General features: G+C 69.0%; 19 protein-coding genes. 10 read left to right on the plus strand and 9 right to left on the minus strand.

Going from position 1 to position 19,000, the window contains the following annotated elements; all coding sequences use genetic code 11:
* Window positions 1-7: 7 nt before the first annotated feature.
* The 5 genes from gyrB to dnaA all read right to left on the minus strand — a co-directional run bounded on the left by gyrB (window position 8) and on the right by dnaA (window position 6,874).
* A complete protein-coding gene (gene gyrB, locus ACPEH2_RS07555; RefSeq protein ID WP_064002919.1) occupies window positions 8-2,050 on the minus strand; it encodes a DNA topoisomerase (ATP-hydrolyzing) subunit B in 2,043 nt (680 codons plus the stop codon).
* A gap of 123 nt (window positions 2,051-2,173) precedes the next feature.
* A complete protein-coding gene (locus tag ACPEH2_RS07560; RefSeq protein WP_217528896.1) occupies window positions 2,174-2,668 on the minus strand; it encodes a DUF721 domain-containing protein in 495 nt (164 codons plus the stop codon).
* Entirely contained in the window at window positions 2,655-3,821 is a 1,167-nt protein-coding gene (recF, locus tag ACPEH2_RS07565) for a DNA replication/repair protein RecF (protein WP_217528894.1), read from the minus strand. Before recF ends, ACPEH2_RS07560 begins: the two co-directional genes overlap by 14 nt.
* A gap of 55 nt (window positions 3,822-3,876) precedes the next feature.
* Window positions 3,877-5,019 carry a DNA polymerase III subunit beta gene (gene dnaN, locus ACPEH2_RS07570; RefSeq protein ID WP_217528892.1) on the minus strand — a complete coding sequence of 381 codons (1,143 nt, stop codon included), beginning with the start codon at window positions 5,017-5,019 and terminating at the stop codon, window positions 3,877-3,879.
* 430 nt (window positions 5,020-5,449) lie between these two features.
* Window positions 5,450-6,874, minus strand: coding sequence for a chromosomal replication initiator protein DnaA (gene dnaA / locus ACPEH2_RS07575; protein WP_253035465.1), 1,425 nt, complete (start codon window positions 6,872-6,874; stop codon window positions 5,450-5,452).
* Between the two features lie 303 nt (window positions 6,875-7,177).
* Between dnaA and rpmH the strand changes: the two genes are divergently transcribed.
* The 10 genes from rpmH (at window position 7,178) to ACPEH2_RS07625 (ending at window position 13,796) form a co-directional block, all read left to right on the plus strand.
* A complete protein-coding gene (gene rpmH / locus ACPEH2_RS07580) occupies window positions 7,178-7,315 on the plus strand; it encodes a 50S ribosomal protein L34 (RefSeq protein ID WP_064002918.1) in 138 nt (45 codons plus the stop codon).
* A 9-nt stretch (window positions 7,316-7,324) separates the two neighbouring features.
* Window positions 7,325-7,663, plus strand: coding sequence for a ribonuclease P protein component (rnpA, locus tag ACPEH2_RS07585; RefSeq protein WP_253035466.1), 339 nt, complete (start codon window positions 7,325-7,327; stop codon window positions 7,661-7,663).
* Window positions 7,660-8,016, plus strand: coding sequence for a membrane protein insertion efficiency factor YidD (gene yidD, locus ACPEH2_RS07590; RefSeq protein WP_082886155.1), 357 nt, complete (start codon window positions 7,660-7,662; stop codon window positions 8,014-8,016). Before rnpA ends, yidD begins: the two co-directional genes overlap by 4 nt.
* A 6-nt stretch (window positions 8,017-8,022) precedes the next feature.
* Complete coding sequence (gene yidC, locus ACPEH2_RS07595; RefSeq protein ID WP_217529204.1) at window positions 8,023-9,117, plus strand: membrane protein insertase YidC; 1,095 nt, start codon at window positions 8,023-8,025, stop codon at window positions 9,115-9,117.
* 20 nt (window positions 9,118-9,137) lie between these two features.
* On the plus strand, window positions 9,138-9,641 hold the full coding sequence (locus ACPEH2_RS07600) for a protein jag (protein WP_064002805.1): 504 nt from the start codon (window positions 9,138-9,140) through the stop codon (window positions 9,639-9,641).
* Window positions 9,634-10,278 carry a 16S rRNA (guanine(527)-N(7))-methyltransferase RsmG gene (rsmG, locus tag ACPEH2_RS07605; RefSeq protein WP_359918424.1) on the plus strand — a complete coding sequence of 215 codons (645 nt, stop codon included), beginning with the start codon at window positions 9,634-9,636 and terminating at the stop codon, window positions 10,276-10,278. The genes ACPEH2_RS07600 and rsmG overlap by 8 nt, the downstream gene beginning before the upstream one ends.
* 175 nt (window positions 10,279-10,453) lie before the next feature.
* Window positions 10,454-11,383 (plus strand): ParA family protein, encoded by a 930-nt coding sequence (locus ACPEH2_RS07610; RefSeq protein ID WP_359918426.1) that lies wholly within the window; start codon window positions 10,454-10,456, stop codon window positions 11,381-11,383.
* Window positions 11,383-12,369, plus strand: coding sequence for a ParB/RepB/Spo0J family partition protein (locus tag ACPEH2_RS07615; protein ID WP_359918428.1), 987 nt, complete (start codon window positions 11,383-11,385; stop codon window positions 12,367-12,369). The genes ACPEH2_RS07610 and ACPEH2_RS07615 overlap by 1 nt, the downstream gene beginning before the upstream one ends.
* A 39-nt stretch (window positions 12,370-12,408) precedes the next feature.
* Entirely contained in the window at window positions 12,409-12,744 is a 336-nt protein-coding gene (locus tag ACPEH2_RS07620) for a tryptophan synthase subunit alpha (RefSeq protein WP_359918430.1), read from the plus strand.
* A 23-nt stretch (window positions 12,745-12,767) separates the two neighbouring features.
* Window positions 12,768-13,796: a hypothetical protein gene (locus ACPEH2_RS07625; protein ID WP_359918432.1), complete on the plus strand. Its 1,029-nt coding sequence runs from the start codon at window positions 12,768-12,770 to the stop codon at window positions 13,794-13,796.
* A 10-nt stretch (window positions 13,797-13,806) separates the two neighbouring features.
* Here ACPEH2_RS07625 and trxA read toward each other — a convergent pair whose 3' ends face one another.
* The 4 genes from trxA to ACPEH2_RS07645 all read right to left on the minus strand — a co-directional run bounded on the left by trxA (window position 13,807) and on the right by ACPEH2_RS07645 (window position 18,959).
* A complete protein-coding gene (gene trxA / locus ACPEH2_RS07630; protein WP_064002800.1) occupies window positions 13,807-14,130 on the minus strand; it encodes a thioredoxin in 324 nt (107 codons plus the stop codon).
* Between the two features lie 74 nt (window positions 14,131-14,204).
* Window positions 14,205-15,185 (minus strand): thioredoxin-disulfide reductase, encoded by a 981-nt coding sequence (trxB, locus tag ACPEH2_RS07635; RefSeq protein ID WP_061018795.1) that lies wholly within the window; start codon window positions 15,183-15,185, stop codon window positions 14,205-14,207.
* A gap of 85 nt (window positions 15,186-15,270) precedes the next feature.
* Window positions 15,271-16,890: a murein biosynthesis integral membrane protein MurJ gene (gene murJ / locus ACPEH2_RS07640; RefSeq protein ID WP_359918434.1), complete on the minus strand. Its 1,620-nt coding sequence runs from the start codon at window positions 16,888-16,890 to the stop codon at window positions 15,271-15,273.
* Complete coding sequence (locus ACPEH2_RS07645) at window positions 16,890-18,959, minus strand: DUF6049 family protein (RefSeq protein WP_359918436.1); 2,070 nt, start codon at window positions 18,957-18,959, stop codon at window positions 16,890-16,892. Before ACPEH2_RS07645 ends, murJ begins: the two co-directional genes overlap by 1 nt.
* Window positions 18,960-19,000: the final 41 nt, after the last annotated feature.

The raw sequence follows: 19,000 nt of genomic DNA on the forward strand, positions 1-19,000 counted from the left end.
GGTGGACTCAGATGTCCAGGAACCGCACGTCCTTGGCGTTGCGCTGGATGAATCCGCGCCGCGCCTCGACGTCCTCGCCCATCAGCACGGAGAAGATCTCATCGGCCGCGGCCGCGTCGTCGATGGTCACCTGACGCAGCGTGCGCGTCTCGGGGTCCATCGTCGTCTCCCACAGCTCCTTGGCGTTCATCTCGCCGAGACCCTTGTAGCGCTGCACGCCGTTGTCCTTCGGGATGCGGCGGCCCGCCGCGGCCCCTTCGCGCAGCAGCGCGTCGCGCTCGGCGTCGCTGTAGACGTACTCGTGCGGCGCGTTCGACCACTTCAGCCGGTACAGCGGGGGCTGCGCGAGGTAGACGTAGCCCGCCTCGACGAGCCCGCGCATGTAGCGGAACAGGAGGGTGAGCAGGAGCGTCGTGATGTGCTGACCGTCGACGTCGGCATCGGCCATCAGGACGACCTTGTGGTACCGGGCCTTCTCGATGTCGAAGTCCGGCCCGATGCCGGCGCCGAACGCCTGGATCATCGCCTGGATCTCGGCGTTGCCCAGGGCACGGTCGAGCCGCGCCTTCTCGACGTTGAGGATCTTGCCGCGCAGCGACAGGATCGCCTGACGCTCGGGGTCGCGGCCGGACACGGCCGAGCCGCCGGCCGAGTCGCCCTCGACGAGGAAGATCTCGCTGATCGACGGGTCCTTGCTCGTGCAGTCCTTGAGTTTCTCGGGCATGGATGCCGACTCGAAGACGCTCTTGCGACGCGCCGTCTCGCGCGCCTTGCGCGCCGCCATGCGCGCGGTCGCCGCTTCGATGGCCTTCGTGATGATGAGCTTCGCCTGCTGCGGGTTGCGGTCGAGCCAGTCCATGAGCTGGTCGCCGACGACCTTCTGCACGAAGGCCTTCGCCTCGGTGTTGCCGAGCTTGGTCTTCGTCTGGCCCTCGAACTGCGGTTCGGAGAGCTTCACCGAGATGACGGCGGTCAGGCCCTCACGGATGTCCTCGCCGGCGAGGTTCTCGTCCTTGTCCTTGAGGAGGCCCTTCTCCTTGGCGTAGCGGTTGATGTACATCGTCATCGCCGCACGGAAACCCTCTTCGTGCGTGCCGCCCTCGTGCGTGTTGATCGTGTTCGCGAAGGTGAAGACGTTCTCGGTGTAGCCCGAGGTCCACTGCATCGCGAGCTCGAGCGAGATGTGACGGACCGTGTCCTCCGACTCGATCTCGATGATCTCCTCGTTGATGACCTCGGCCTTGCGGACCTTGTTGAGGTACTCGACGTAGTCGACCAGGCCGCGCTCGTACAGGAAGTCGTCGTGGCGCTGCGTGGTCTCGGAACCGCCCTCGGGCAGATCCACGACGTCGAGGGCCTCGGGGCGCTCGTCGGTCAGGGTGATGCGCAGACCCTTGTTGAGGAACGCCGTCTGCTGGAAGCGGGTGCGCAGGGTGTTGTAGTCGAAGTCGGTGGTCTCGAAGATCGCCGCGTCAGGCCAGAACGTGATGGTCGTGCCGGTCTTGTCGCTCTCCTCGCCCTTGGCGAGCGGGCCCTCGGGCTTGCCGCCACCCGAGAACGTCTGACGCCAGATGTGTCCCTGACGAGCGATCTCGACCTCGAACCGCGTCGACAGCGCGTTCACGACGGACGATCCGACACCGTGCAGACCACCCGAGACCGCGTACCCGCCGCCACCGAACTTGCCGCCCGCGTGGAGGACGGTCAGGACGACCTCGACCGTCGACTTGCTGGGGTCGGAGGAGTGCGGGTCGACCGGGATGCCGCGGCCGTTGTCGACGACGCGCAGGCCGCCGTCGGCCAGGATCGTGACGTGGATCGTGTCGCAGTAGCCGGCGAGGGCCTCGTCGACGGAGTTGTCGACGATCTCGTAGACCAGGTGGTGCAGACCGCGCTCACCGGTCGAACCGATGTACATGCCGGGGCGCTTGCGGACGGCCTCGAGGCCCTCGAGGACCTGGATCTCGTCGGCCCCGTACTCCGCGGGGATCCGGGGTGCGGCGGGCGGGTCGAGATCCTCGGGAGTGTTGTCGGGGGTATCTGACGTCATCGGTTTCGCGCGCTCCACATCCATCGTCTGGGCTTGATCCCAGTCTAGTGCCTCACGCCTTCGTCACGCGGCTGAACGCCGCTGTGGCGGCACGAAACCTTTCCGAAGCCTCCGGGACGTCGGTCAACCGTAGGTATCGCGTGGACCCCGCCCTGGAACGGCTCTGGGGCCCCATTTCCAGGAGGGGACGTCCGGCCCCACGAAACGCACGGACTCGACGCCGGCCTCCGGGAACCGCCGGATGAGTTCGGTGACGATCGTCGCGCGCATGAGGTGGAGGTTCTTCGCCCACGCCGTCGAATCGCACTGGACGGTGAGCACGCCGTCGCTCAGGGCCACGGGATCCGCGTGACGCGCGGTCTCCTCGCCGGCGACCTCGGCCCACTGGAGCACGAGGTCCTCCTTCGCCAGCTGCGCGTCCCATCCCGACTGCCGGGTGAGGTCGGCCAGCAGGTCGCCGACGCCCTTGGGATCGCGACCCGGCGTGAACGGCTGATTCTCGTCGTCGTCGTTGCGCCGCTTCCGGCGGCGCTTCTTCGCGGCCGACGGCTCGAGTCCGCGCAGCCGGAGGTAGGTCGCGACCGTTTCGGGGATGCCGGTGGCGTCAGACATCGGCATCCGTCACGATCGTGCCCGCCTCGACACGGACGGTGCGGACCCGGAGCGACGCCGGGACGTCGCCCTCGACCGCCGCTGTGACGATGACCTGCTCGAAATCGGCGACGACGCCCGCCAGACGGGCGCGCCGGTCGGCGTCGAGCTCGGCGAAGACGTCGTCGAGGATGACGATCGGGTCGCCGAGGCGCAACTGGTCGCGCAGCAGCTGCGCCGACGACAACCGCAGCGACAGCGCCGTCGACCAGGACTCGCCGTGCGAGGCGTATCCCTTCACGGGGAGTCCGCGCAGGCGCAGGAGGAGGTCGTCGCGGTGCGGTCCGACGAGGGTCACCCCGCGCTCGAGCTCCTGGGATCGCTTCGCCGCCAGTCCGGCGCGGAAGGATGCCGCGACCGCGTCGGCCCCGACGGCGGAACCGGTCTTCGCGACGGGTGCGGCGTCGTCCTCCGGGTCGGACCCCTCGACCGTGAGCACCCATTCGAGCTGCGGGTCGTGGTCGGCGCCGGCGATGGCCTCGTACGCGTCGCGCATCGGCTGCGCGAGATCCTCGGCCAGGCGCAGGCGGGCCAGGATGATCTCGGTGCCGAGCGAGATGAGTTTGTCGTCCCAGACGTCGAGCGTCGTGAGCTGCTCCGCCTTCAGTCCCCGAGCCCGCGCCGACTTCAGCAGCGCCGTGCGCTGCTTGAGCACGCGGTCGTAGTCGCCGAGCACGCCCGACATGCGGGGCGCGCGCTGCACGAGGAGCTGATCGGCGAACCGGCGTCTCGCGGACGGGTCGCCGCGCACGATCTGCAGGTCCTCGGGGGCGAAGAGCACGACCTGCGCGTAGCGCGGGAGCTCCGAGGTGCGCACCGGCGACCCGTTGACGCGCGCCTTGTTCGAGCCGGACCGGTTCAGCTGCGCCTCGAGTTGGATGCGGCGGTCGCCGTACCCGAGCCGGGCGCGGACGAAGGCGGCATCCGCCCCGTACCGGACCATCGGCGCATCCTGCGACACCCGGTGCGAACCCAGAGTCGCGAAATAGCCGATCGCCTCGGCGAGATTGGTCTTGCCCTGGCCGTTGCGGCCGACGAACACGTTCGGACCGGCGGCCAGACTCACGTCGGCCGCCGCGTAGTTGCGGAAGTCGACGAGACTCAGGTGCTCCACGATCACCAGATCACCCTCCCTCGAGGCTCCGACACGCCTCGATGTGGACGGACGCCGGGGGTCAGCGCAGCAGGAGGTTCGGCTGCAGCAGGTACTTGAAGCTCTCGGGCGTCCCCGAGGTCTGCGGCGTGATGAGGACCGGGCTCAGCTTGTTGGCGTTCTCGCTCGAGGTGAACGTGATGCGCGTGAACTCGCTCTTCACGGCGCCGAGCGCCTCGAGCAGGTACTGCGGGTTGAGTCCGAGGGTCACCTCGTCGCCGGCGAGCGTCGCGTCGACCGACTCGGTGGCGCGGGCCTGCTCGGTGCCCGCGGCATCCATCGACACGCCCTCGTCGGAGAACGTGAATCGCAGCGGCGCCGACCGGTCGAGCACGAGCGAGACGCGGCGGACGGCCTCGGCGAGCTCCGCCGTGTTGACGACCGCATAGTGCTCGGTCTGCGCGGGGAAAAGCCGCCGGACCGGGGGGAAGTTGCCCTTGATGAGCAGGGAGGTCACGGTCTTGTTGCCCGCCGTGAACGCGATGATCTCGCGATCACCCGATCCGGAGAACGAGATCTGGATGTCGCCGGAGTGCGCGAAGGTCTTCCCGACCTCGGTCAGCGTGCGCGCGGGGACGAGCGCGGTCGTCGCCTCTTCGCGGGCGACGGCGCCGCTGTCGAAGTTGATCTCGCGCAGCGCGACGCGGTAGCGGTCGGTGGCGACGAGGCTGAGTTCGTTGCCGGTCACCTCGAGCTGCACACCCGTCAGGACCGGGGTGACGTCGTCGCGGGAGGCCGCGAACGCGACCTGCGCGATCGCGGTCGAGAAGTCGTCGCCCGGGACGAGGCCGGAGTCGCCCGAGACTTCGGGGATCGCGGGGTACTCGGCGACGGGCATCGCCGCGAGGGTGAACCGCGCCGAACCGCACGTCAGCAGGATCTCACCGTCGGCATCCTGCGTGATCTGGATCGGTGCGTTCGGCAGACGGCTCGCGATCTCGGACAGCAGTCGGCCGTGGACGAGGATCGTGCCCGGCTCGTCGACCGTCGCCTCGATGCGGGTACGGGCGGATGCCTCGTAGTCGAACGCGGCGAGCGACAGACCGTCGTCGCCGGCTTCGATGAGCACACCCGCGAGGATCGGCTGCGGGTTCCGCTGCGGGAGCAGTTTCACGACGAACGACACGGCTTCGCTGAATACATCGCGGTTGACGTGGAACTTCACTGATGCTCCCTTGACGGCGAGATGGGCCCTCTCATGCTAGTGCCCACGACAGGACGCTCCGGAAGCGCTCTGCCGAGCTCGCCGCGACGGGCCCGCACCCCGTGGGTGTGATCGGATCGGGCTTCCATTAGATAGTTCTCTGTCTTCTTGTTAACAGCTGTGGAAACTGTGGATAAGTCGGTGGATCCCTGTCGCCGAGCCGGAACCACATCCGTGTAACTTGTGCACGGGCTGCGGAAAGACGCGTGATTTCGACGACGCCGGATTGATGCGTGTCATCCGTTCATCCACAGGCTGTCGCCGTTCGTTCACATCCGACGGCCCGTGACGCACAGTTATCCACAGGCTTTCCACACTGTGGGAAACGGCATTTTGGTGGTCCGGCCGGGCACGTGTCAAGTACGGCCGCACACCCGGGCGTGTGGGGCCGTCAGCGCGAGGAACGGCCGAGCTGCGAGGTGATCTCGGATACCTGGTTGTAGATCGAGCGACGCTCTTTCATGAGCTCGCTGATCTTCTTGTACGCGTACATCACCGTCGTGTGGTCGCGGTTGCCGAACAGTTGACCGATCTTCGGCAGCGACAGGCTCGTGCGCTCGCGGCACAGATACATGGCGATCTGCCGAGCCGTCGCGACGGACTGCGAACGGCTCGAGCCGTACAGGTCGTCGACCGTGAGGCGGAAGTACTGGGCCGTGGCCGAGATGATGTCGGTCGGCGAGATGATGTTCGCGTCGTCCTGGTCGACGATGTCGCGGAGCACCGTCTGCGCGAGCGAGATGTCGAGGTTCGAGCGGTTCAGGCTCGCGAACGCGGACACCCGGATGAGGGCGCCCTCGAGTTCGCGGATGTTGCTCGACACCTTGGTGGCGATGTACTCCAGCACGTCGTCGGGCACCTGCAGGCGCTCGGACTGCGCCTTCTTACGCAGGATCGCGATACGCGTCTCGAGGTCGGGGGCCTGCACGTCCGTGATGAGACCCCACTCGAAGCGGCTCCGCATCCGGTCCTCGAACCCGGTGAGGTGACGCGGCGGCACATCGCTCGTGATCACGACCTGCTTGTCATGGTCGTGCAGCTGATTGAAGGTGTGGAAGAACGCCTCCTGCGTCTCAGCGCGACCCTGCAGGAACTGGATGTCGTCGATGAGGAGGATGTCGACGTCGCGGTACCGGGCCTGGAACGCCGACGCGCGGTTGTTCACGATCGAGTTGATGAAGTCGTTCGTGAACTCCTCACTCGAGACGTACCGGACCTTGATGCCCGTGTAGAGGTTGATCGCGTAATCGCCGATCGCGTGCAGGAGGTGGGTCTTCCCCAGCCCCGAGTCCCCGTAGATGAACAGCGGGTTATACGCCTTGGCCGGCGCCTCGGCGACGGCGACCGCCGCCGCGTGTGCGAAACGGTTGGACTGGCCGATGACGAAGTTGTCGAACGTGTACTTCGGGTTGAGGCGGGTGTCGTTGCGGGATGCCGGTGCCGCCTGCTCGCTGTAGTCCTCGGCGTTCGGCCGGGTCGGTGCCGACGGGGTCGGCGCGAGGGCCGACTGGACCGGGACCGGCGCGGTGAGGTGGGTGTCGCCGAGTTCGGGGTTCACGACCACGCGGAAGGTGCTCGCCGACGGCTCGGCGTCGACCTGCGCGAGGGCCTCCATGATGGGTCCGCGCAGGCGCTTGTTGAACTGGCCGGCGGTGAGGTCGTTCGGGACGTCGAGGTAGAGCGTCCCGCTCATCACCCCCTGGGCGACGGCGAGGTTCACGAAGCCGTGCAGCTGCGGCGTGACGCGGTCGTCGTTCGCCAGCACGTCGAGCACGGCGCTCCAGACGGGGACATCTGGAAGTTCGTGCTCGGACATGACCCTCCCGGGGTGTGGACAATGGTGTGCACGGTACTGTGCACAACCTGTGGATAAGTATCCGGATCACGCTAGCCATCGGCGCTCCGCAAGGCAAAACCCACTGTAGAACCGGCCCGCGTGTCGTCGCCAGCAGCGTTCGGGCGTCGGTGGATAATGGCCGGTCGGCGTCCCGGTTTGGGATCTCAGGAATCTCGACGTATCCTAGGTCGGTTGACTTGTGCCTCTCGGCGCGAGTCCCCCATGTACCTGTGTCCCCGGTCTCGAGCGTTCGGGTGACCCCGCCCATCCGGAGTGATCTTCATGAGCAAGCGCACGTTCCAGCCCAACAACCGCCGCCGCGCCAAGAAGCACGGCTTCCGCGCCCGTATGCGCACCCGCGCCGGCCGCGCCATCCTCTCGGCTCGCCGCTCCAAGGGGCGCACCGAGCTCTCGGCCTGACACCACGCGGTGCTGGCGCGCGGGAACCGCATCACCCGCGGGGCGGACTACCGTTCCGCCGTCCGCGGAGGTTCCCGCTGTCCGGCGGCACACACCGTGACCCACGTGGTCAGCACGTCTGAACAGCGCCCCCCACGCTTCGGCTTCATCGTGAGCAAGCAGGTGGGGGGCGCTGTCGTGCGCAACACGGTGCGTCGCCGGCTCAAGGCGATCTGCGCAGAGGCCCTGCCGGAGGTCCGGCCCGGGGCCGATGTGGTCATCCGCGCGTTGCCCGCTGCGGCATCCGTCGATTTCGCGACCCTGCGCACCGAGGTCATCCGCTGCCTCGAACGGAAGGCGGCCGCATGAGCTCGGCGCCTCTTCCCTCGTACACCCGCGGAACGGCGGTGATGGATGCCGCGACCCTGCCGGCGACGATCACGCTGCTCCCCCGCAACGCGGTGATCGCGCTGCTGCACGGCTACCGGGCGACCGTCTCCCAGCTGTACGGCGACGTGTGCAAGTACTATCCCTCGTGTTCGGCCTATGCGCTGGGCGCCGTGCAGCAGCACGGGGTCCTCAAGGGCTCGGCGCTCGCGGCGGCCCGTCTCGCGAGATGCCACCCGTGGGCCGCGGGCGGCATCGACGACGTCCCCGCTCACACGCACTTCCGGCACGACCTGACTTCGCACGGCTTCGTCGTGCCCCTCAGAAAGGATTGATCCGTGATGGATCTCTTCGCCTCGGCGACCCTCCCGCCGCTCCCGAACCCGACGACACCCGAACCCGGTGATCCTGACTTCTTCAGCATCATCCTGTGGCCGTTCAAGTTCGTCGTCGAGGCGATCCTCGTCTTCTGGCACTGGATCTTCACGTCGATCGGACTGGCTCCGGATGCCGGCCTGACCTGGGTTTTGTCCATCATCGGGCTCGTCATCGTCGTGCGTGCCGCGCTCATCCCGCTGTTCGTGCGGCAGATCAAGAGCCAGCGCAAGATGATGGAACTCGCGCCCGAGATGCGCAAGATCCAGGAGCGGTACAAGGGCAAGCGCGACCAGCTGTCGCGCGAGGCCATGAGTCGCGAGACCATGGCGATGTACAAGAAGCACGGTACGACGCCGCTGTCGAGCTGTCTGCCACTGCTGGTGCAGATGCCGATCCTCCTCGGCATGTTCTACACGCTCAGCGAGGTGAAGCGTCACGCGGAGTGGGGTGTGGGGGGCACCGGCCTGCTGAACGCGACCCTGACGCGCGAGTTCTACAACGCCGAGCTGTTCGGTGTCGCACCGCTGCACGTCAACATGATCGACGCGATCAACACGAATCAGACGGCGACCGTCGTGATCCTGGTGATCCTCGTGATCCTGATGATCCTGTCGCAGTTCTTCACGCAGCTGCAGATCATCTCGAAGAACCTCTCCCCCGAGGCCAAGACCGGCCAGGCCTACCAGATGCAGCGCATCATGCTGTACGTCCTGCCGCTGGCCTTCATCTTCTCGGGTGTGTTCTTCCCGCTCGGCGTCGTCATGTACTGGTTCACCTCGAACATCTGGACCATGGTTCAGCAGTTCGCCGTCATCCGGAACCTCCCGACCCCCGGGTCGGAGGCGGCTAAGGCGCGCGAGGAGCGGCTCGCGAAGAAGGGCAAGGCTCTCGACCCGAGCGGCAAGGTCATCCCCCTCGCCAAGTACGAGGCCGAGCAGCAGCGCCTGTTCGAGGAGGCCGAGCGCGCGAAGGCGCAGGCTCCCAAGCGCCAGCAGCCGGTGGGCAAGCAGCGCGCGAAGAAGCAGGCTCAGAAAGGCAAGCAGGACGGCACGTCCTGACGAGGACCGAAGGATCGATCATGACGACCACTGACCAGACCCCCGGCGCTCGCGCTGTGCCCACTGTCGACGAGCTCGAGCAGGAAGGCGACATCGCCGCCGACTTCGTCGAGGGCATCCTCGACATCGCGGACATCGACGGCGACCTGACGCTCGACGTGCGCGCCGGCCGCGCATACGTGTCCGTCGAGAACGAGCAGCCCGACGCACTCTCGCTCCTGTCCGACCCGGAGACGGTGCAGGCGCTGCAGGAGCTGACCCGCATCGCGGTGCAGACCAAGACCGGTCGGTTCTCGCGCCTCATCCTGGATGTGGGCGGATCCCGCGACGCGCGGCGCGCGCAGCTGCAGAAGCTCGTGGAGCGTGCGCTGGAGCGCCTCGACGACGGTGCCTCGCAGGCATCCCTGCCGCCGATGTCCAGCTACGAGCGCAAGCTCGTGCATGACATCGCCGCGGAGCACGGCCTGGTGTCGGAGTCCTACGGCGAAGGCGCCGATCGCCACACCGTTCTGCGCCGTGGCTGACGTTTCACGTGAAACACCCGAGCGCGAACCGGATGCCGCGGCATCCGTCTTCGGCGATCGGATCGATCTCGCTCGTCGCTTCACCGACGCGCTGATCGCCCAGGGCGAGGAGCGCGGTCTCATCGGACCGCTCGAACTCCCCCGCATCTGGACCCGGCACATCCTCAACAGTGCGGTCGCTGCGCCGCTGTTCACGGCCGGATCCCGCGTCGGTGACATCGGTTCCGGCGCCGGTCTGCCGGGACTCGTGCTCGCCATCGCACGTGCTGACGTCCGCTGGGTGCTCATCGAGCCGATGGAGCGCCGCATTGCGTGGCTGACGGAGCAGACGGACGAGCTCGGGCTCGACAACGTCGAGATCGTCCGCGCACGCGGCGAGGACTGGACCGAGGGTGCTGTGTTGGATGCGGTGACCGCCCGCGCCGTGAGCGCGTTCCGCACCCTCATCCCGATCACTGCACCGTTGGTGCGGGACGGCGGGGAGCTGGTCCTGCTCAAGGGTGCCAACGCAGCGAACGAGATCGCCGCTGCGGAGAAGGCGATCCGGAAGTTCCGCTTGTCGGATGTCCGGGTCGAACCCGTCGGCGACGGTGTCGTCGCCGAGCCGACGCGCGTCATCCGCGCCACCGTGCGCTGACAACAGCCGGCGATGTTTCACGTGGAACATCGAGCGGCCTGCAACGTCGGCGAACGTTTCACGTGAAACGTGCGGAGCGCAGGTTCCCTGTTTCACGTGAAACAACGACCGGCGCCCGAGGCCGCCGTAGGCCTCGACTACAGTGGGAACGTCCTCGACACGACAGGAGTAACAGGTGCCGGATTCGGAGAACACCACCTCTCCCGCACCCTTCTCTTTCGACGACAGTCCGATCGCCCGCGAATTGGCGGATCTGACGTCGCGCAGGAAGGTCCTCGCCGAGGTGAAGGTCGAGTTCGACGGCTCCACCCGCGTCTTCACGGTGTCGAACCAGAAGGGCGGCGTGGGGAAGACCACGACGACCGTCAACCTCGCGGCGGGGCTCGCCTCCGTCGGTGCGCGCGTGCTCGTCATCGATCTCGACCCGCAGGGGAACTCGTCGACGGCGCTCGGCATCCCGCACAGCGCCGACGTCGCGAGCATCTACGACGTCCTCATCGATGAGGAGCCGCTCGCGGACGTGATCCAAACGAGCCCGGAATCGCCGAATCTGCTCTGTGCGCCGTCGACCATCCATCTCGCCGGCGCGGAGATCGAGCTCGTCTCCCAGGTCGCGCGGGAACACCGTCTGCGGACGGCCCTGGAGACCTACCTGGCGGACACCCACGTCGATTTCGTGTTCATCGATTGCCCGCCGTCGCTCGGGCTCCTCACGATCAACGCTTTCACGGCCGCGACCGAGGTCCTCATCCCGATCCAGTGCGAGTACTACGCGCTCGAGGGACTGAGCCAGCTGCTGGGGAGTGTCTCGATGATCCAGAAGCACCTCAACCCCGCCCTGCACCTGTCGACCATCCTGCTGACCATGTACGACGGGCGGACCCGACTCGCGCAGCAGGTCGCCGATGAGGTGCGCACGCACTTCCCCGACCGGGTGCTGACCACCGTCATCCCGCGGTCGGTCCGTGTCTCCGAGGCCCCGAGCTTCGGGCAGACGGTCATCGCCTACGACGGACAGTCCGCGGGCGCCGTGGCGTACCGCGAGGCGGCGGTCGAGATCGCGCGGCGCGGTCTCGCACAGAACTCAGAAGAAGGAGCCCATTGATGGCCAAGCGAACCGGACTGGGCCGGGGCATCGGAGCCCTCATCCCGACGCAGGACTCGTCGGAGGCACGTCCCGTGGACGTGTTCTTCCCGGGAGCGTCGCTGCCCGCAGCCGACGCCGACGGATCGAACCAGGATGCCGCACCCGCGGAGAGTCCGGCGGGGGAGGATGAGCTCGTCGCCGTTCCCGGAACGCGTCTGATCGAGGTCGACCCGAACGAGATCGTCCCCAACCCGCGCCAGCCGCGCACGAACTTCGACGCGGACGACCTCGCCGAGCTCGTGCACAGCGTCCGCGAGTTCGGTGTGCTGCAGCCGGTCGTCGTGCGGCGCAACGAGGACGGCGCGTACGAGCTCATCATGGGCGAGCGCCGCACGCGCGCTGCCCGCGAAGCCGGCCTGACCGCGATCCCGGCGGTCCTGCGGGAGACCGAGGACGAGCACCTGCTGCGCGACGCGCTGCTCGAGAACCTGCACCGTTCGCAGCTGAACCCGCTCGAAGAGGCGTCCGCCTACCAGCAGCTCCTCGAGGACTTCGGGATCACCCAGGAGGAGTTGGCGACGCGCATCGGGCGATCGCGTCCGCAGATCAGCAACACGATCCGGCTGCTCAAGCTCCCCGTGCCCGTGCAGCAGCGCGTCGCGGCCGGCGTGCTCAGCGCCGGCCACGCCCGCGCCATCCTCTCGGTTGACGACGCCGACCACATGCAGCGCCTGGCCGACAAGATCGTGAACGAGGATCTCTCGGTGCGCGCCGCGGAGGCAGCCGCCAAGACGATCGGCAATCGGGTGCGTCCGCTGCCCAAGGCCGGCACGCGCCGTGCGCACCTCGACGACGTCGCGGAGCGCTTGGGGGACCGGCTCAACACGAAGGTGAAGATCTCGCTGACGGCGCGGAAAGGCCAGATCAGCATTGATTTCGCGACGATCCAGGATCTCAACCGCATCCTCGGTGAGCTCGGCGAGACGGAGTTCGGCGGGTCCTGATTGGGGCCTGACGTCGGGCGGCGAGCGTAGGCTGGAGGGGTGAGCGAGCGCCCCAACCTCCCCCGACGCGCGAGCCTCGAGGTGCTGCGCGCGGAGGCGTCCGACGAGTTGTCGGTGCTGGTCGAGGAGCGTCTGCGCGACGGTGGGGACCCCTGGGCTTTCATGGAGGATCTCCCCTCGGTCGACGAGCTGGTCGTGCTCACCCTGCGGGCGGAGAACATCGCGGCCGACGGGGGGCAGCGTCCGACCCAGGCGCGGAACTACCGTGTGCTGCGACAGATCGCCCTGGACTACCCCGCGCTGAGCGCGGCGGTTTGGCGCCTGCTCGGCAGCGAGCCGCACCGGACGTGGAACGTCTCGGTCCGAGCCTCCTGACCGTTCCACGTGAAACGTCGCCGATGGAGGAACTGACGATCGCCACGATCGACATCGCTTCGTCGCGAACGGTCCTCACCATCGACGCGGTGCGCGCCGCGCTCCGACAACGGGGGATCCCCGCCGTCGTCGGCGACGAGGACGGCACCGTGATCGCACGCGTGGCCCTCACGCCCGACGGCCAGCTGGTCATCGCGTCCGACGGCACGGTCACGAGCACCGCCCCGGAGCCGGTGCTGGACGCCCTCGCGGCGGAATGGTCGGCCGACGTGTTGCTCGAATCCGACGGCCTCTTCCTCGTCGGGCGCGGACGGGATGCCGCGGACCCGCCGCCGTCGACGTCACCGATGCGTGACCTCCCGCTCCGGGTCTACGTGCTGATGGGCGAGCGTGTTACCGGTCTCACCTCGCTCGCGCAGCAGCTCGAGGCATCCGTCACCGTCGCCGAGGTCGACGGAGCGGCCATCGTCGTGGCGCACGGGCACGTCCGGGACTCCTGGCCGCCGGCGCAGCGCCCCGTGGTCGCGCTCACCCGCACGCGGACGGGCCTCACGGTGGAGGTGTTCAGCGCCGCCGGACTCGCGGCGCTGCCGGAGAAGGAGCGGATGCGGGGGCGCGGCATCCCGGATCTGATGCTGTCGTGGCCGGCACGATGGGTGCCGGTGCTGCCGGAGGAGGGGTGGACGGGGGAGGTGCAGCGGATGCTGCGCACGGCCGCCGTCGAGCGGATGTCGGAACTCGCCGATGACCGGCCCGTGCTCGACGAGCTGCGGGTGACGCGGGCGGCGTTCGAGCACCTTCGCCGATGCGACAACGATGACGACCTCCCCGGTCACCTCACCCGGGCCCTGCGTCTGCCGGCGGTCGTCGAGGACCTCGCCCGGGGCCGTGCCGACGTCGCGGATCTGCCGGGTGCGCGCCGGAGCGAACGCACCGACGCGGGTCGACGCGCGTGGGAACTCGCGTCCCGTCCGTCGTGGTGGTCGCGGTTGTTGCGGCGGCGCGGAAACGACGACGGACCCGGCGACCGGGGTCGCGCGGGTCCTTCGTGACGTGGGGTGCTCAGCCGATGTAGTCGGCGAGGTCCTGCTCGAGGGCGAACTTCGGCTTGGCGCCGATGATCGTCTTCTCGACCTGGCCCTTGTGGAAGACCTTCATCGCCGGGATCGACGTGATCTGGTACTCCATGGCGAGCTGCGGGTTCTCGTCGACGTTGAGCTTCAGAACCGTGATCTTCTCGGGGTTCTCGGTCTGGATCTCGTCGAGGATGGGGCCGACCATGCGACAGGGTCCGCACCACGCCGCCCAGAAGTCCACCAGGACGGGGCCTTCGGCGTCGATGACGTCCTGCTGCCAGGTGCTCTCACTCGTGGCCTTGGCGGTCATATGTCTGTCTCCTTAGGAATCGACACGTGGGTGTCAGAGGGGAAAACGCAGCGGATGCCGCAATTGTTCCGCGCTCAGGCGGGGGTCGGCAGCCCGTCGATCAGTGCGGCGTCCTGCGCGGGGGCACCCGCGTCGCCGCGCGCGGCGAGGTAGTGCTCGAGGTCGAGGGCGGCGACCGTGCCGCTGCCGGCCGCGGTGACGGCCTGGCGGTAGGTCGGGTCGATGACGTCGCCGGCGGCGAAGACACCGGGGACGGAGGTCTTCGAGGTGCGGCCGTCGACCCACACGGTGCCGTGCTCGGTGATGTCGAGGACGTTGTGCACGAGGTGCGTGCGGGGGTCGTAGCCGATCGCGACGAACACGCCGTCGAGGGCGAGGTCGCGCTCGGACCCGTCGACGGTGTCGCGCAGACGCACGCCGGTCACGGCATCCTCACCCAGGACGTCGATGACCTCGGCGTTCCAGACGAACTCGATCTTCTCGTTGGCCTTGGCGCGGTCCTGCATGATCTTCGAGGCGCGCAGCTCGTCGCGACGGTGGATCACGTAGACCTTCGAGGCGAACTTCGTGAGGAACGTCGCCTCTTCCATCGCGGAGTCGCCGCCGCCGACGACGGCGATGACCTTCTCGCGGAAGAAGAAGCCGTCGCACGTGGCGCAGTACGAGACGCCGCGGCCCGACAGGCGGGTCTCACCCTCGATGCCGATCTTGCGGGGCGCGGAACCGGTGGCGAACACGATCGCCTCGGCCTCGTGCGTCTCGCCGCGGCCGAGCGTGACGGTCTTGATGTCGCCCGACACGTCGAGCGACACGACGTCGTCGTAGACGACCTCGGCGCCGAACTTCTCGGCCTGCTCCTGCATCTTGGTCATGAGGTCGGGGCCCATGATGCCCTCGGGGAACCCGGGGAAGTTCTCGACCTCGGTCGTGTTCATTAGCTCTCCGCCGGCCTCGACCGAGCTGGCGACGACGAGGGGCGACAGGTTCGCGCGCGCCGCGTAGATCGCCGCGGTGTAGCCCGCCGGACCCGAGCCGATGATGATGACCTTGCGCACGATGAATCCTCTCTTCGTCTGGGCGGTGTTCGCGCCCGGACAGTTCAACCCATGGTAGCCGCGTGGCATTCCACGGAGGGGGGGCTCACCGGCCCGGCAGGAAGCGGCGGACGGCGCGGAACGCGACACCGAGCTCCGGGGTGCGGGACAGGGCCAGGATGCCGCCGTAGACCAGCAGTGTCACACCGCCGATGAGCGCGGCGCCGAGGAATCCGGGGAGACGCTCGGAGACGGCCCACCCCTCGACCCCGCCGAGAAGGAGGAAGACGGCCCACCCCGCGGCCGCCGCAGGGACGGCCGCGAGCAGGAAGCGCAGGACTCCGCGGAACGCCGCACCGAGACCGAGCGGACCGATCTTCCGCCGCAGGAGGGTGATCGCGAGTGCGAACTGCAGGATGTTCGCCACGGACTGTCCGAGGGCGATCGCGAAGGCGAGCCAGGTGAGGGGCAGGATGCCGGCACCGACGAGCGCCGACGCGGCCAGAGCCGTCGCGATGACCAGCGCCGCCTGCACGAGCGTGTACACGAAGGGGGTGCGGGTGTCCTTGAGGGCGTAGAAGGTGCGCTGGATGCCGAACTGGAATGACAGCGGCAGGAGCGCGAGCAGGTACGCGCCCAGGACCCAGGCGAAGGCGACGGCGTTGTCCGGCGATGTCGTGAACAGGCGCGCCAGCGGCACGGAGGCCACGGCCATCGCGGCGAGGATGCCGACCATGAAGATGCCGACGGTCCGGGTGAGGGAGGACAGGTCGGCGGTGACCGCATCCGCCCGTCCCTCCGCGACGTGCTCGCTGAGCTTCGTGTAATACGGGGTCCCGAGGGAGAGGACGATCACGGAGAACGGGAGCATGAACAGGAGCCACGCGTTCTGCAGCGTCGCACCGGCCGCCGCGGGACCCGAGGCGGCACCCACGATGTTGATCTGGAAGGCGCCGGCGATCTGCCCGACGACGACCATGAGGAACGTCCAGCCGGCGAGGCGGCCGATCTGGCGGAGGCCGATGCCCCGCCAGCCGAAGTCGGGCCGCACGTGCAGTCCCGCTCGCCGCCAGAACAGGAACAGGATGCCGGCCTGCACGACGATCCCGAGGGTCGCGGTGCCGCCCATCAGCGCGATCATGCCCGCCGTCCAGCCCGAGGCCGACTCGTAGGTGCCGAACAGCACGATGAAGACGCCGAAGCCCGCGATCGAGATCAGGTTGTTCACGATCGGCGACCAGGCGAACGGCCCGAAGATGCGGTTCGCGTTGAGGATCTCGCCCACGAGCGCGTACAGCCCGTAGAAGAGCAGCTGCGGCAGACACCAGTAGGCGAGGGCGAGGGTGAGCGTCTTCGCCGCCGGGTCGGTGAACCTCCCCGCGTAGATCTCCACGAGCACGGGCGCCGCCACGACGGCGACGATCGTGACGACCAGCAGGGCGAGGACGCCCAGGGTCAGCAGTTTCGACACGAAGGCGCTGCCGCGGTCGTCGTGCGTCTTCACGGCCTTGACGATCTGCGGGACGATCACCCCGGCGAGGAGCCCCGAGGAGATGAGCGCGAACACCGAGTTCGGCAACTGGTTCGCGATCGCGAACGAGTCCGCCGCCTTCGCGCCGACGGTGCCGACGGCGACCGTGAGCACGATGTTGCGGATGAGTCCCGTGATGCGGGACGCCATGGTGCCGGCGGCGACGGTGGCGCTCGCGCGTCCGAGGCCGGCCATCAGGGGGCCACCGGCATCCGCTTGCGCCGTCGGACCGTCCGGACGACACCGAAGACGAGGAGGGCGGACACGAGGACGGTGAGGATGACGAGGGCCACCGACTCCCATTCGGCGCGCACCGACACCTCGACGGTCTCGCTCCGCCCGATATCGACGCCGGACGGGGTGCGCAGTTGCAGGTCGACGGAGGATTCGCCGCTGCCCACGAGGGCGGAGACGGGGATCGCGACGCGGCTGGTCTGCTGGGCGCCGATCTCGACCTCGGTCGTCGACTCGATCACCAGACGCGCGTCGCCGGGCGAGGCGATCAGGTCGACACGGGCCGGCCACGGCAGGTCGTTGCGGACGGTGAAGACGAGGGGCGCGGAGGCCCCGGCGAGGGTGATGGGGCCGCCGAGGACGAGGGCGACACCGTCGGTCCAGGTGGCGATGCGCTCGCGCTGCGCCTGGATCGCGGCATCCCATCCCTCGCGGTCGTCGAGCCACGCGTTGCCGAGCAGCTGCAGCTCGGTCGCCCGCTCCGACGAGGTGAGCAGCGTCGGGTCGTCGAGCACACCCGAGATGCGCTGCAGACCGCCCTGCGCGGCGCGGAACCCGTCGATCACCGCGACGCGGTCCTGGTCGGCGGGGACGGAGTCGACGTCGACCGCGGCGGCGGGGGCCGCGAGGAGGCCGTCGAGGTCGGTCGCCGTCCAGCCGGGGAGCCCGGTCGCCGCGTCGATCGCGCCGCGCAGGGCGGCCTGGGACCGACCGTTCGCGCGGTCGACCGTGACGAGCAGGGGGTCGGCGAGGTCGCCCACGGCCGCCCGCGCAGTGAACTCCGCCAGGAGCGCTCCGCGGGCGGTGTCGGCATCGGTCGCGGAGGCGTCCTCGAGCAGGCGCGAGAGGCCGGCGTCGTAGAGGAGCAGGTCCGTGTCGGCCGCGACGGCGTGCGCCCCGGCATCCGATCGCACCACCGAGCTCGGCAGGAGCGTGACGGGCGCGTCGTCGCCGCCCGTCACGGCGCCCAGGGCGGCGACGGTCTCGGCGCCGGCTGTTCCGGTCGCGGGCCAGAAGACGCTGTCGCGGTCGGCGCCGACGTCGAACAGCTCCTCGAGCGTGGGGAGGGTCGGTTCCTCGGGGGTCGGCGTCGGGGTCGGGGTCGCCTCGCCGTCGACCGCGGGGGCGCCGAAGTTGGTGGGGTCGAGGTAGGCCGCGAACGAGACCGGCCGGAGGGGGGATGCCTCGCCCGCGCCGATCTGCGCGGCGAGATCGGCGTCGCCGTACTGCAGCGCGAAACGGTCGTTCGGGAGCGCGATCAGGTCGTCGAGCCACGCGACCGCGTCGGCCGGCGCCGCGGAGCCCAGGGCGCGGATCGAGGCGGTGATCGCGGGATCCACGGCGAGGATCGCCGGCGTGCCCGTCACGGCATCCACCTGCTCGCGCAGGTCGCCCCCCTCGGCGGTGAGCTCGGTCAGTTGTCTGGAGCTGAGGACGCCGGTGGACTGCGGTCCCGCGGTGATGGGCACGACGACGCCGATCTGACGAGCCGGTGCGCCGGTGTCGGGGACGACGAGGACGGTCCGCGCGCGGAGACTGTCCTCGCCGGTGCCGTAGACAGCCCGGACCGGGTACACCCCCGGGTCGAGGTCGTCGATGGGGGCATCGCCCGCGTCGATCGTGAGCGCGGCGGATGCCGACTGCTCGGACGCGACCTCGGGCATCGCGATCTCGCCCACGTCGTCGAACGACGCGCCCGTCGAGCCGCTGTCGAGCCACGAGGCGATCGCCGCGGTCGACGCGAGCGGGTCGGAGCCGATCCCCACGGTCGCCGTGCCGGCGGGGACGGCGTCCGGGCCCGGGTTGTCGGCCGTGAGCGTCAGGGTCAGATCGCCCGATGCGGGGACCACCCCGCTCGTACTTGGCGCGAGGGTGGCGGTGACGGTCTCGTCGGGCGCGTCGTCGACCGCGGCGAAGGCCGCCGGGGCCGGGGCGGCGAGGGCGATCGCGGCCGTCGCTGCCGCTGCCGCACGCAGCCACCGGGATCGGCGAGGCGGACGTCGGCCCGGAGCAGGCGAGATGAAGGTCATGAAGAGGTCGATTCCCGTGCGGTCGATGACCGCACCATCGG

Origin of the sequence: Microbacterium sp. NPDC064942 (genome assembly GCF_049545525.1) — a bacterium.
Lineage (GTDB): Bacteria > Actinomycetota > Actinomycetes > Actinomycetales > Microbacteriaceae > Microbacterium > Microbacterium gawkjiense.